Source organism: Citrobacter sp. CK180 (assembly GCF_030333655.1).
GTDB lineage: Bacteria > Pseudomonadota > Gammaproteobacteria > Enterobacterales > Enterobacteriaceae > Citrobacter_B > Citrobacter_B koseri.
In genome coordinates this window covers 325,263-338,301 of sequence record NZ_JAOWFM010000052.1, presented here as the reverse complement: position 1 = coordinate 338,301, position 13,039 = coordinate 325,263, and the positions used below count along the sequence as shown (strand labels likewise).

Sequence of the window (13,039 nt, the reverse complement as noted above, 5' to 3'; positions counted from 1 at the left end):
GGCCGTCACTCCATCATCTTTTCAATTGGTAGCACCAGAATAGAGCTGGCGCCGAGCGCTTTCAGTTTTTCCATCGTTTCCCAGAACAGGGTTTCGCTGCTGACCATGTGCATGGCGACGCGCTGCTGATCGCCCGCCAGCGGCAGAATGGTCGGACGCTCTGCGCCCGGCAGCAGCGCGATGACTTCTTCCAGACGTTCGCTTGGCGCATGCATCATGATGTATTTGGATTCACGCGCCTGAATAACGCCCTGAATACGGGTCAGCAGTTTGTCGATAAGCTGTTGTTTGGCTTCGGCCATTTCGCCGTCACGCTGGATCAGGCAGGCTTTGGAGCGGTAAATCACCTCGACTTCACGCAGACCGTTGGCTTCCAGCGTCGCCCCGGTAGACACCAGATCGCAGATGGCATCGGCCAGACCCGCACGCGGAGCGACTTCAACAGAACCGTTTAACAGACAGGATTTAAACGACACGCCTTTCTGATCCAGATAACGCTTAAGCAGGTGCGGGTAAGAGGTGGCGATGCGCTTACCGTCAAGGGAAGCCGGGCCGTCCCAGGCTTCATCGACGGCGGTGGCCAGCGAGAGGCGGCAGCCGCCGAAGTCGAGACGGCGCAGGGTGTAGTAGCGCGGGTCTTCGCCCTGCGCGCGGCGGCTCAACAGCTCTTCTTCCAGAACGTTTTCCCCGATGATCCCCAGATCGACCACGCCATCCATGACCAGGCCGGGAATATCGTCATCACGCACACGCAGAATATCAATCGGCATATTCTCCGCCATCGCAATCAGACGCTGGGTGTGCAGGTTGATTTTAATACCGCAGCGGGCCAGTAATTCGCGTGAATCATCGCTTAAACGGCCTGATTTCTGAATAGCTATGCGTAAACGGGTGTTATCTAACATTCTTTTTTCCTCTTTATCCTGTCTGAACCGGTCTGAATCGCGCACCAAAAAAAAGCCCCCGGAAGAATGATCTTCCGGGGGCTTTCTCATGCGTTCATGCACCACTGGAAGATCTGAATGTCTTCCAGCACACATCGCCTGAAAGACTAGTCAGGATGATGGTGATGATGGTGGTGTTTAAATTGAACGCGTGTCATAAAATTCTCGATGAATGCTTATTCATTTGATGCCTTTTAACCTAAACCACTTTAGCGCCGGAAAGCAAGGGCTTTTTTTCATCATTAATTCATTTCATATTGAAGGTATGAATTGTCAGTCCCGGCGGGCTGGCGTAGCCTTAGATAAGATGGCGTTAAAGTCAGGAGAGAACGCATGAAAAAGGTCGCAATTGTCGGTTTAGGATGGTTAGGAATGCCGCTGGCGATGTCGCTGACGGCAAGAGGCTGGCAGGTTACTGGCACGAAAACCACGCAGGATGGCGTGGAAGCGGCCCGCATGAGCGGCATTGAGAGCTATCCGCTGCGCCTGGAACCTGAGCTGGTTTGCGAAACGGACGATCTTGATGCACTGATGGATGTGGATGCTCTGGTCATTACGCTGCCCGCTCGCCGTAGCGGGCCGGGGGAAGATTTTTACCGCCAGGCAATACAGGAGGTGGTCGACAGCGCGCTGGCGTATCACGTTCCGCGTATCATTTTTACCAGTTCCACGTCAGTGTACGGCGATGTGCACGGCATTGTGAAAGAGAATACGCCGCGTAATCCCGTCACGGCGAGTGGGCGCATCCTGAAGGAACTCGAAGACTGGCTGCACAATCTGCCCGGCACCTCCGTCGATATTCTGCGTCTGTCCGGGTTGGTAGGGCCAGGACGACATCCGGGGCGTTTCTTTGCCGGTAAAACCGCGCCTGACGGTCAGCAAGGTGTGAATCTGGTCCACCTGGAAGATGTGATTGCCGCTATTACTCTGCTGTTACAGGCACCTAAAGGGGGACACATCTATAATATATGTGCGCCTTCGCATCCGGCGCGTAATGTGTTTTATCCGCAGATGGCGCGTTTGCTGGGTATGGAACCGCCGCATTTTCTGGAAAGCCAGAGTAACGATAAAGGTAAGATTATTGATGGCAGCCGGATTTGTAATGAACTCGGGTTTGAATACCAGTATCCCGACCCGCTGGTGATGCCGATGGAGTGACGCGCCAGCAGACTACCGCCAGACACCGCAAGGGGGCGAGTATGAAACCACTGCTGGACGTTCTGATGATTCTCGATGCGTTAGAGAAAGAGGGGAGCTTTGCGGCGGCGTCGGCAAAATTGTTTAAGACGCCGTCAGCGCTCAGCTATACCGTTCATAAACTGGAAAGCGATCTGAATATCCAACTGTTGGATCGCAGCGGGCATCGGGCTAAATTTACCCGCACCGGCCAGATGCTGCTGGAAAAAGGCCGGGAAGTTCTGCATACCGTGCGCGAACTGGAAAAGCAGGCCATCAAACTTCACGAAGGCTGGGAGAACGAACTGGTCATCGGTGTGGACGATACGTTTCCTTTTTCTCTCCTTACTCCCCTCATTGAATCCTTCTACCAACATCACAGCGTAACGCGCCTGAAATTCATAAATGGCGTACTGGGCGGTTCCTGGGAGGCGCTGACGCAGGGGCGGGCGGATATCATCGTTGGCGCGATGCACGATCCGCCCTACGCCAGTGGTTTCGGTTTTGCGCGTCTGGGAGAGCTTGAGCAGGTTTTTGCGATTGCCCCGCATCATCCACTGGTGCAGGAAGAAGAGCCGTTGAGTCGGCGCACAATAAAACGGTTCCGCGCGATTGTGGTCGGCGATGAGACGCATCCGGCATGTTCGGCAAGCGCGCAATTGCTTGATGATCAGGAAGCCATAACGGTTTTTGATTTTAAAACCAAACTGGAACTGCAAATCAGCGGCCTGGGATGTGGGTATTTACCGCGCTATCTGGCGCAACGCTTTCTGGACAGCGGTGCGCTTATTGAGAAGAACGTGGCGGCGCAGATCGTGTCGGAGCCGGTGTGGATGGGCTGGAACGAACAGACGGCCGGACTGGCCAGCGCGTGGTGGCGAGATAAAATTTTAGCAAATAGTGCTATTGCTGGCGTCTATACAATGGGGGATGCTGGGAAATCAAACAGTTAATAAAAAATATTTTTTGACGGGGCTCTCATTCTCTTGTCATTTCGCCTTAATTTAGTGCACAATGCGCCGCTTGCAAAAAATGACATTAACCGACGTTTTAATACGCGTCGGTTATTTTTTTGCATCAAACCAATCATTCAATAAAAGAGGCCGGGCTTCGTACCGGATAGATACTTACTAAAAACCGACAGTTGTTGTCGCTGAGGAATCCAGAAAATGGGGCAATTTTTTGCTTACGCGACGGCATTCGCCGTAAAGGGGAATGACCATGTCGCATAACGTTACTCCAAACACCTCTCGCGTGGAATTGCGTAAGACGCTTACGTTGATTCCGGTTGTAATGATGGGTCTTGCCTATATGCAGCCGATGACGCTGTTCGATACATTTGGTATCGTCTCAGGCCTCACTGACGGTCACGTCGCGACGGCGTATGCCTTTGCGCTGATCGCGATTCTTTTTACTGCGTTGAGCTACGGTAAACTGGTGCGTCGTTTCCCGTCCGCTGGCTCCGCGTATACTTACGCCCAGAAATCCATCAGCCCGACCGTAGGCTTTATGGTGGGCTGGTCATCGCTGCTGGACTACCTGTTCATGCCGATGATCAACATTCTGCTGGCGAAAATTTATTTTGAAGCGCTGGTGCCGACAGTGCCGTCGTGGATCTTTGTGGTGGCGCTGGTGGCCTTTATGACCATCTCTAACCTGCGCAGCATTAAGACCGTCGCTAACTTCAACACCCTGATTGTTATTCTGCAAATGGGGATTGTAGCGGTGATCGTCGGCCTGATTATCTACGGCGTGTCTCACGGCGAAGGTGCGGGTACGCTGGTAAGCTCCCGTCCATTCTGGTCTGAAGGCGCGCACGTTGTGCCGATGATTACCGGTGCGACAATCCTGTGCTTCTCGTTCCTCGGCTTTGACGGAATCTCTTCTCTGTCTGAAGAGACCAAAGACGCGGAGCGCGTTATTCCGCGCGCGATTTTCCTGACGGCGCTGATTGGCGGCCTGATCTTTATCGCGGCGTCTTACTTCCTGCAACTGTACTTCCCGGATATTTCGCGCTTTAAAGACCCGGATGCATCACAGCCTGAAATCATGCTGTACGTTGCGGGTAAAACCTTCCAGTGGGGCGTGCTGATTTTCTCCAGCGTGACCGTACTGGCATCCGGTATGGCGGCACACGCGGGCGTTTCCCGTCTGATGTACGTCATGGGTCGTGACGGCGTGTTCCCGACGCGTTTCTTCGGCTACGTTCATCCGAAATGGCGTACTCCGGCGTGGAACGTGCTGCTGGTTGGCGCGATCGCACTGCTGGCGATTAACTTCGATCTGGTTACGGCGACGGCGCTGATCAACTTCGGTGCGCTGGTGGCGTTTACCTTTGTGAACCTCTCCGTGATTTCCCAGTTCTGGATCCGTGAGAAGCGCAACAAGACGCTGAAAGACCACTTCAACTATCTGGTTCTGCCGGTGTGCGGCGCGCTGACTGTTGGCGCACTGTGGATCAACCTGGAAGAAAGCTCAATGACTCTGGGTCTGATCTGGGCGGGTATTGGCCTGGTGTATCTGGCTTGCGTGACCAAAAGCTTCCGCAATCCGGTACCGCAGTACGAAGATATCGCACAGTAATGAAATGACCTTTCACAGGTAAAAAACCGGAGACATGTTCTCCGGTTTTTTTATGCAAAAATCTGTAGGCCGGATAAGGTCATCGGCCGTCCTTCGGCACAACGCCAACGCCTGATGGCGCTTCGCTTATCAGGCCTACACTCCTCACTGTATGCAGGCCGGATAAGGCGTTTACGCTTCGCTTATCAGGCCTACACTCCTCACTGTTTGTAGGCCGGATAAGGCGTTTACGCCGCCATCCGGCAAAAGCGACGCGTGGCTCCTCAGACAATCTCTTCTGCGTACTGCCAGAGTGATTTCAGCAATGCCAGTTTTTCTTTATCGTCAGCATATTGCTGATACAGCATCTGTAACTCTTCCGCATATCGTTGCAAAAACTCTGGCGTAAACACCTGACGACGATGCTCCAGCCAGCGTTGTTGTTCGGTTTCATCCAGCGTCCCAGGGAAGTTACGGGCGCGATAGTTGAACAGCAGTTTTTCAATCCGCTTATCGACAAACGTAATATCCAGCGCGGGCAAATTGCGCGGTTCGGTGTCCAGCACGATTTTCATGGCGGCACGATCGGCGTCGCTGAAAAAGCCATTGTATAGCTGCGCATCGACGTTCTCAGACGGCGTAAACGGCTCGGCCTCAGCGAAGATTGCCACAACCTTATCGCGTACCTGCGGATTATCGCGCAGCACTTTCAGGTTATCGAGACAGTGCTGACGGTTAATCCCCAGGCGATCGGCATCCTCCGGGCGGAGCGTATTAGCCTGAGCCAGTACCGGGCATTTATTGATGTGTACCAGTTTTACCGGAACTGCGGCGTTATCGCCGAGGTCGGCTTTAGCGGTATATAACCGCTCGCGCAGGGTATCGCTGTCCAGCTCCAGTAATGGCGACATATCGCCCGCCAGATCCACCATAATGACCGCGTTGCGGTTTTCTGGATGCCAGGCCAGCGGCGCAACCCAACTGGTGTTGCCGCGCCAGGCGCCAAACATACCGGAGATATGCACTAGCGGTTTCATTTGCGGCACATCGATCAACGCCGCCAGTTTATGTTTGTTGCGATGCGTGTAAAGGTAGTCAAACAGACGCGGCTGGCGCGACTTCACCAGTTGCGCCATAGCGATGGTGGCGTACACGTCTGCCATTGCATCGTGCGCGTTGGCATGTTCGATCCCGTTGGCTTTGGTCAAGTGCTCAAGGCGGAAGCTGGGCAATCCGTCGTCATTTTCCGGCCAGTTTATGCCTTCCGGGCGCAGGGCATAGCAGGCGCGCATCACATCCACCAAATCCCAGCGCGAGTTGTCGTGCTGCCAGCTCCAGGCATAGGGATCGTAGAAGTTGCGATACAAAATGTTTCGCGTGACTTCATCATCAAAACGGACATTGTTGTAGCCGATGACACAGGTTTTTGGCACGGTGAACAGCGAATGAATACGTCTGGCAAAGTCGGCTTCGTTCTCTCCTTTGTCGCGCGCTTCCTGCGGCGTAATCCCGGTGATGAGCACAGCGCCTGGCTGAGGCAGGTAATCATCGGCGGGCTTGCAGTAAAAGACTTCAGGTTCGCCAATAATATTAAAGTCGCTATCCGTGCGGATGGCGGCAAACTGTGCGGGTCTGTCCAGCGCCGGGTGAGTCCCGAAGGTTTCGTAGTCATGGAACAGGAAGGTAGGGTGCTGCTTGCCGTCATTCATTGTTCAGTTCTATCCGTTACGGTGTGTTTGCGCGGTTCTGCGCAGCAGGGTATCAAATCCTGGCGGTGTTATCAGCTTCTGAGTCGTTATTGGGAGCGTTAAGGTTACGCTGCCCGGCACTGCATAGAAAAACGTGCGTTATGTCACATTTTCTTGCAATTTATCCCTGTTTGTTTATCAGAACTTCCGTAAAAAGAACGGCAAATTATGACTTTCCTGAGGAAATAGTGTTGAAACGCCGTTTGTTTATTGCCGCTTCACTTCTCGCGATGAATCTTTCTTCCGCTCTGGCTGCCAATGTGCCAGATTTTTCTCCCCAGCCTCCGGCCATTCAGGCAGGGTCATGGGTACTTATGGATTACACCACGGGTCAAATTCTGACCGCAGGTAATGAACATCAGCGGCGTAACCCGGCCAGCCTGACCAAGCTGATGACTGGCTATGTTGTCGATCGCGCTATCGACAGCCATCGTATTAGCCCGGACGATATCGTAACCGTTGGACGTGATGCCTGGGCCAAAGACAACCCGGTGTTTGTGGGATCTTCATTAATGTTTCTGAAACAAGGGGAGCGCGTTTCGGTTCGGGATCTCAGCCGGGGGCTGATTGTTGACTCTGGAAACGATGCCTGCGTTGCGCTGGCGGATTACATCGCCGGAGGGCAACCGCAGTTCGTCGCCATGATGAATCACTACGTTGAAACCCTGAAATTGCAGGATACCCATTTTGAAACGGTACACGGACTGGATGCGCCAGGCCAGCACAGCTCAGCCTATGATCTGGCGATATTGTCCCGCGCCATTATTCACGGTGAGCCTGAGTTTTATCATATGTACAGTGAAAAGAGCCTGACATGGAACGGTATTACCCAGCAGAACCGTAACGGACTGCTGTGGGATAAAACCATGAATATCGACGGGCTGAAAACCGGCCATACCTCCGGCGCGGGTTTTAACCTGATTGCCTCCGCCGTGGACGGGCAGCGTCGTCTTATCGCCGTTGTGATGGGCGCGGAAAGCGCGAAAGGGCGCGAAGATCAGGCACGTAAGTTGTTGCAATGGGGGCAGCAAAATTTCGATACGGTACAAATTTTACGCAGTGGCAAACAGGTTGGCACGGAACGTATCTGGTACGGCGATAAAGAAAATATTGCTCTGGGCACCGAGCAGGATTTCTGGATGGCGCTGCCGAAAACTGAAATTCCGCATATTAAGGCCCGGTATGCCCTTGATAAAAAAGAACTTGAAGCCCCTATTGCCGCACATCAGCGGGTCGGTGAAATTGAGCTATACGATCGGGATAAGCTGGTGGCGCACTGGCCTCTGGTGACGCTGGAGTCTGTTGGCAAAGGCGGCGTTTTTTCCCGACTGAGCGATTACTTCCACCATAAGGCGTAACCCCCCTTTTCTGACACGGCAGACTGGTAAGAGTGCGAGTCTGCTCACATACTCATCATGATTTCCTTGTGACCTTTATATGCAAAATCTTATGCTGTGTTTATATACAGTATAAGATTTGCCGGAGGGGACATCGCTTCCTTATCCGGCGCTGACTTCAATGCATTATGGAACACCGTCGACCTGATACGCGCAGCGCCATCGGGTCGACGGTGTGCTATCAGTCTCAGTGAAACTATCGGAGGCAGTATGGACTACGAAATCAGGCAGGCAGAGAAGCGTAATATCGCCGGTTTTCACATGGTCGGCCCGTGGGAAAAAACGGTGAAGCAAGGTTTTGAACAACTCATGATGTGGGTTGACGGGAATCAGGTTGTTCCGCTCGAATGGATCGCGGTTTACTACGATAATCCAGATGAGGTTCCGGCGGAAAAACTCCGCTGCGATACGGTGGTGTCTGTCCCGGATAATTTCACCATTCCGAAAAATAGCGAAGGCGTCATCCTGACGGAGATCGCCGGCGGGCAGTATGCGACAGCGGTGGCGCGCGTTGAGAATCATGATTTCGCGACGCCCTGGTATCAGTTTTTCAATAGCCTGTTACAGGACAATCACTACCAGATAGCGGCTAAACCGTGTTTTGAGGTCTATCTTAACAATGGAACGGAAGACGGGTACTGGGACATTGAAATGTATGTACCCGTACAGTCGAAATAGCCCTGTGTAAATTGTACGCAGTACCCGGCGGATAGGCGTCGTGACGGGGCAGTTTACGTGCGAGTCCTGTCCGCTATAGTGATATTTTCGCTGCAAAAGCGGGTACAATTCGTTTTTTGGTCATTTCCAGACGGAGTGCGTGAGTGCGGGCCGATAAATCGCTGAGTCCCTTTGAAATTCGTTTATATCGCCATTATCGTGTTGTACACGGCATTCGCATTGCGCTGGCGTTTATTCTCACTTTCCTGCTGGTTCGACTGTTCAACATCCCGGAAGGCACCTGGCCGCTGATCACACTGGTCGTCATTATGGGGCCGATCTCCTTTTGGGGGAACGTGGTTCCCCGTGCGTTTGAGCGCATCGGCGGCACGATTCTGGGATCGGTATTAGGTCTTGTAGCGTTACGTCTGGAGCTTTTTTCCCTCCCGCTGATGTTGATCTGGTGCGCTGCGGCAATGTTCTTGTGCGGTTGGCTGGCGTTAGGGAAAAAGCCGTATCAGGCTCTGTTGATCGGCATCACGCTCGCCGTGGTGGTAGGCGCGCCGGCAGGCGACATGAACACGGCATTGTGGCGCGGCGGGGATGTTATTTTAGGTTCGCTGCTGGCGATGCTGTTTACCGGCATCTGGCCGCAACGCGCGTTTTTACACTGGCGTATTCAGATGGCGCATTGTGTGACGGCGTACAATCGGGTCTATCAGGCCGCGTTGTCGCCAAATTTGTTAGAGCGTCCCCGGCTGGAGAAGCATTTACAGAAACTGCTGAGCGACGTCGTCAAAATGCGTGGGCTGATTACGCCAGCCAGTAAAGAAACCCGCATTCAAAAGTCGATATTCGAAGCGATTCAAACCGTGAACCGCAATCTGGTCTGTATGCTTGAGCTGCAAATTAATGCGCACTGGGCATCTCGTGCCAGCCATTTTGTGATGCTGAATGCGCATACGCTGCGCGAAACGCAGCAAATGACGCAGCAAACGTTGCTCACCATCGCCCATGCGCTGTTCGAAGGCAACCCACAACCGGTACTGGCAAACACGGAAAAACTCAATGAGATTGTCGCGGAACTGCGCCAGTTGATAAACGAGCATCATGGCAATACCGTGGCTGAAACGCCTATTCATGGCTATGTTTGGCTAAGTATGGAGACGGTGCGGCAACTGGAGCTGCTCTCCCATTTGATCTGCCGGGCATTGCGCAAATAAAAAGCAGATGACGCTCGTGATTCGGCTGCTGCTTCGATTCAGCACCGATTAAGGGTATGATACTGAAAAAGGATAAAACCATTGTCATCTGCAACGGCTAAAAGTAATGTTTACCCTAACGTATAGCGGTTGCTTAAACGAATCCGAATCTCACATTATCAGGGGTGTAAAAATGGAAACCAACAAGCCTTCTTTCCAGGACGTACTGGAATTTGTTCGTCTGTTCCGCCGTAAGAACAAACTGCAACGTGAAATCCAGGACGTTGAGAAAAAGATCCGTGACAACCAGAAGCGTGTTCTGCTGCTGGACAACCTGAGCGATTACATCAAGCCAGGTATGAGCGTTGAAGCGATCCAGGGCATCATCGCCAGCATGAAGAGCGACTATGAGGATCGCGTTGATGATTACATCATCAAAAACGCAGAAATTTCTAAAGAACGCCGCGACATTTCTAAAAAGCTGAAAGCGATGGGCGAAATGAAAAACGGCGACGCAAAAGCAGAGTAACAGCCTGTGGCAGTGGGGAACGCCGCGTGTTCCTCACTGTAATTCGACCCCGCCAGTGACCATCTTCAGCAAATGCTGATCGGGCCAGTGTTCCGTCAGTTTTCGTTGTGCGAGTTCCCACTTAATATGGTCAACGTCATGGCGCTGCCTGTCCAGCATCAGCCCGACAACGCTTCCGCTGTGCGCCACATTCAGACCGTATAAATCACATGCTTCCACCAGCGCCAACAGGGCATCAAAGCCTGGCTTTGGTAACAGTTGTTGGCTGGCGATAGCGCTGAGCGTGGCGGCTTCCCCCATCCGACGAGGGTTTTGCGTTATGCAGGCTTCCTGCACTCTCTCCCATGCCTGCTGCAACATCGCCGCCCCCGCATGCAGACGTTCCAGTCGGGGGATGCGGTGATAATCCGCCGTGCGCAACGTTATTGGGCTTTCGAGGACTAAAAGATCAAGCTGTGGCTGCGCTTCACAAGCCATTTGCGTAGAGGCGTCATTGTGATCGAAAAGCGTCAGTTGACGGAAAATGGTGCTGTCGGTGGGTTCAAGCGAAACACACAGATGTGCAAGCGTGGGTTCATCCAGCGTATGCCCCAGATGGTGTGCGGTCGCGACCGCCGTTGCCGCGATATCTGCGGTACTGCTGGCCATCCCTTTGGCGACGGGAATGGTGGAATGCACTGCGATCCGAATTTCCTGGCTCCACTGCGCAGGGTAGCGCCAGTATTCCAGTAGCCGATTGACCATTGCGCGTGAAAGGGGGCGCTCATCCGTAAGGGGAGCGCCCGAGCTTACTTCCACTGTGCTGTACCATTCGACAGGGCAGGAGACCAGTTTCTCACTGCCCAGAATCCAGCCCTGGATAAGTTCTCCGCATGACGCGGGGCATTGCGCAACAGCCACGTTTTCACCTTTCTGGTCAGCAATCCTCGGCGCATAGTGTCACGGCGATTGCGCTATTACCATGATTTTCCGCAAGTTGCAGTCGGGCAAAATCAGGCGGAAACGCCAAATGTGACCTTGTCACTTAACGCAATCCGCATCACATCTTGCGCGATCATAAGCTCTTCATTGGTATTAATGACCGCCACTTTCACCACTGCGTTTTCTGCCTGAATAAACGTAGCGTTGCGCAGGTTTTTTTCCTCATCAATACTCAGCCCCAGGAAATGCAGATTATGACAGACTGCCGCTCTGGCACGGGCGGAGTTTTCGCCGATTCCACCGGTAAAAATGAGCGCATCCAGACCGCCCATTTGCATGATATAACTGCCGATTGTCGCGCGAATGCGCTCAGCGAATAGCGTAAGCGCAAGCGCCGCCCGGCGATTTCCGCCATCGGCGGCCTGCTCAACGTCGCGGTAATCATGCGAAACGCCGGAAATGCCCAGCAGCCCCGACTCATTGTTTAATAAATAATTAAGCTGCTGGGGCGTCTTCCCTTCACGTTCTGCAATCCAGGGCAGAATGGAGGGATCGATGTCTCCGCTACGGGTTCCCATCATCACGCCTGATTGCGGCGTAAATCCCATTGATGTATTGACGGATTGCCCCCCTTTGATAGCGCAAATGCTGCTGCCATTACCCAGATGGCAGCAAATAACGCGTAAGGCGCTGAGCGGGACGCCCAGTCTTTCAGCTAATGCCGTGCTGACATATTTATGGCTGGTACCGTGAAAACCATAGCGGCGAATACCCAGCTCGGCGTAATAACGCCAGGGCAAGGGGTAAATATAGGCCGACTCGTCCAGCGTCTGATGAAAGGCGGTATCGAATACGGCCACAGAAGGCGTTGAGGGTAACAACTGGCGAAAAATATGAATACCGAGCGCGTTAACCGGGTTATGCAACGGGGCCAGTTCGGCAAGGCGCTCAATTTGAGCGAGCGTTTCATCGGTCACGCGCGCTGAATCCTTAAAGAACTCTCCGCCGTGCGCCACGCGGTGACCCACGCCGTCAATATCCTGTAAGGTATTAATGATGTGATGACTGAGGAGCTTATCCAGCAGCAGGGTAACGGCTTCGCGGTGATCGGCGATGGGGGCCGTTTCCTGCCATTTTTGCGCGGATGTTTTCATTGTGACTCTGGCGTTCGCCATTCCGATACGTTCGATTAATCCCTGGCAGATCATTTCGCCCTGCGGCATTGCCAGCAACTGGAATTTTAGCGACGAGCTACCGGCGTTAATCGCCATTATTTTGTGAGACATAAGGGTTCCTTAGGGAAGGTGCGAACAAGTCCCTGATATGAGATCATGTTTGTCATCTGGAGCCATGGAACAGGGTTCATCATGAGTCATCAACTTACCTTCGCCGACAGTGAATTCAGCAGTAAGCGCCGTCAGACCAGAAAAGAGATTTTCTTGTCCCGCATGGAGCAGATTCTGCCATGGCAAAACATGGTGGAAGTCATCGAGCCGTTTTACCCCAAGGCTGGTAATGGCCGGCGACCTTATCCGCTGGAAACCATGCTACGCATTCACTGCATGCAGCATTGGTACAACCTGAGCGATGGCGCGATGGAAGATGCTCTGTACGAAATCGCCTCCATGCGTCTGTTTGCCCGGTTATCCCTGGATAGCGCCTTGCCGGACCGCACCACCATCATGAATTTCCGCCACCTGCTGGAGCAGCATCAACTGGCCCGCCAATTGTTCAAGACCATCAATCGCTGGCTGGCCGAAGCAGGCGTCATGATGACTCAAGGCACCTTGGTCGATGCCACCATCATTGAGGCACCCAGCTCGACCAAGAACAAAGAGCAGCAACGCGATCCGGAGATGCATCAGACCAAGAAAGGCAATCAGTGGCACTTTGGCATGAAGGC

General features: G+C 53.2%; 12 protein-coding genes, 2 pseudogenes and 1 other annotated feature. Of the genes and pseudogenes, 9 read left to right on the top strand and 5 right to left on the bottom strand.

The features are described 5' to 3' along the window. Window positions 1-5 precede the first annotated feature (5 nt). Both hisG and hisL read right to left on the bottom strand, forming a co-directional pair. Window positions 6-905: an ATP phosphoribosyltransferase gene (gene hisG / locus OGV50_RS15270; protein ID WP_024130200.1), complete on the bottom strand. Its 900-nt coding sequence runs from the start codon at window positions 903-905 to the stop codon at window positions 6-8. Between the two features lie 46 nt (window positions 906-951). Next, window positions 952-1,076, bottom strand: a sequence feature (His leader region). Next, window positions 1,052-1,102 carry a his operon leader peptide gene (gene hisL / locus OGV50_RS15265; protein WP_001364200.1) on the bottom strand — a complete coding sequence of 17 codons (51 nt, stop codon included), beginning with the start codon at window positions 1,100-1,102 and terminating at the stop codon, window positions 1,052-1,054. It overlaps the preceding feature by 25 nt. A gap of 175 nt (window positions 1,103-1,277) precedes the next feature. Between hisL and OGV50_RS15260 the strand changes: the two genes are divergently transcribed. From OGV50_RS15260 to OGV50_RS15245, 4 genes and pseudogenes are all read left to right on the top strand, one after another. After that, window positions 1,278-2,102 carry an SDR family oxidoreductase gene (locus tag OGV50_RS15260; RefSeq protein WP_012131743.1) on the top strand — a complete coding sequence of 275 codons (825 nt, stop codon included), beginning with the start codon at window positions 1,278-1,280 and terminating at the stop codon, window positions 2,100-2,102. A 41-nt stretch (window positions 2,103-2,143) separates the two neighbouring features. Next, window positions 2,144-3,128: pseudogene (locus OGV50_RS15255) on the top strand (LysR family transcriptional regulator). 161 nt (window positions 3,129-3,289) lie between these two features. Continuing rightward, window positions 3,290-3,352, top strand: coding sequence for a membrane protein YoeI (gene yoeI / locus OGV50_RS15250; RefSeq protein ID WP_099433339.1), 63 nt, complete (start codon window positions 3,290-3,292; stop codon window positions 3,350-3,352). Further along, window positions 3,342-4,703 carry an APC family permease gene (locus OGV50_RS15245; protein ID WP_024130202.1) on the top strand — a complete coding sequence of 454 codons (1,362 nt, stop codon included), beginning with the start codon at window positions 3,342-3,344 and terminating at the stop codon, window positions 4,701-4,703. Before yoeI ends, OGV50_RS15245 begins: the two co-directional genes overlap by 11 nt. Before the next feature lie 263 nt (window positions 4,704-4,966). Here OGV50_RS15245 and sbcB read toward each other — a convergent pair whose 3' ends face one another. Beyond that, window positions 4,967-6,391 (bottom strand): exodeoxyribonuclease I, encoded by a 1,425-nt coding sequence (gene sbcB, locus OGV50_RS15240; RefSeq protein ID WP_200090797.1) that lies wholly within the window; start codon window positions 6,389-6,391, stop codon window positions 4,967-4,969. A 224-nt stretch (window positions 6,392-6,615) separates the two neighbouring features. Between sbcB and dacD the strand changes: the two genes are divergently transcribed. From dacD to OGV50_RS15220, 4 genes are all read left to right on the top strand, one after another. Then, window positions 6,616-7,788 (top strand): serine-type D-Ala-D-Ala carboxypeptidase DacD, encoded by a 1,173-nt coding sequence (gene dacD / locus OGV50_RS15235; RefSeq protein WP_115591166.1) that lies wholly within the window; start codon window positions 6,616-6,618, stop codon window positions 7,786-7,788. A 249-nt stretch (window positions 7,789-8,037) separates the two neighbouring features. Then, the gene (gene sbmC / locus OGV50_RS15230) at window positions 8,038-8,505 is read left to right on the top strand and encodes a DNA gyrase inhibitor SbmC (RefSeq protein ID WP_012131750.1); all 468 of its coding nucleotides are present in this window, start codon (window positions 8,038-8,040) and stop codon (window positions 8,503-8,505) included. A gap of 143 nt (window positions 8,506-8,648) precedes the next feature. Beyond that, window positions 8,649-9,707, top strand: a complete 1,059-nt coding sequence (locus tag OGV50_RS15225; RefSeq protein ID WP_200090796.1) for an FUSC family protein — start codon at window positions 8,649-8,651, stop codon at window positions 9,705-9,707. Window positions 9,708-9,879: 172 nt separating this feature from the next. Then, window positions 9,880-10,215: a DUF496 family protein gene (locus OGV50_RS15220; RefSeq protein ID WP_024130204.1), complete on the top strand. Its 336-nt coding sequence runs from the start codon at window positions 9,880-9,882 to the stop codon at window positions 10,213-10,215. A gap of 33 nt (window positions 10,216-10,248) precedes the next feature. On the opposite strand, the gene OGV50_RS15215 is transcribed toward OGV50_RS15220, so the two are convergent. Beyond that, entirely contained in the window at window positions 10,249-11,115 is an 867-nt protein-coding gene (locus OGV50_RS15215; RefSeq protein WP_200090795.1) for a GHMP family kinase ATP-binding protein, read from the bottom strand. A 92-nt stretch (window positions 11,116-11,207) separates the two neighbouring features. Then, complete coding sequence (locus OGV50_RS15210) at window positions 11,208-12,422, bottom strand: acetate/propionate family kinase (protein WP_058669361.1); 1,215 nt, start codon at window positions 12,420-12,422, stop codon at window positions 11,208-11,210. Window positions 12,423-12,503: 81 nt separating this feature from the next. Between OGV50_RS15210 and OGV50_RS15205 the strand changes: the two are divergent. After that, a pseudogene (locus OGV50_RS15205) lies at window positions 12,504-13,039 on the top strand (IS5-like element IS5B family transposase); the annotation flags it as partial.

Bases quoted from the DNA above. Each gene is read 5' to 3' on its own strand.
- OGV50_RS15260 (WP_012131743.1), top strand. From the start codon at position 1,278: ATGAAAAAGGTCGCAATTGTCGGTTTAGGATGGTTAGGAATGCCGCTG.
- sbcB (WP_200090797.1), bottom strand. From the start codon at position 6,391: ATGAATGACGGCAAGCAGCACCCTACCTTCCTGTTCCATGACTACGAA.
- OGV50_RS15245 (WP_024130202.1), top strand. From the start codon at position 3,342: ATGTCGCATAACGTTACTCCAAACACCTCTCGCGTGGAATTGCGTAAG.
- hisG (WP_024130200.1), bottom strand. From the start codon at position 905: ATGTTAGATAACACCCGTTTACGCATAGCTATTCAGAAATCAGGCCGT.
- OGV50_RS15220 (WP_024130204.1), top strand. From the start codon at position 9,880: ATGGAAACCAACAAGCCTTCTTTCCAGGACGTACTGGAATTTGTTCGT.
- OGV50_RS15210 (WP_058669361.1), bottom strand. From the start codon at position 12,422: ATGTCTCACAAAATAATGGCGATTAACGCCGGTAGCTCGTCGCTAAAA.
- sbmC (WP_012131750.1), top strand. From the start codon at position 8,038: ATGGACTACGAAATCAGGCAGGCAGAGAAGCGTAATATCGCCGGTTTT.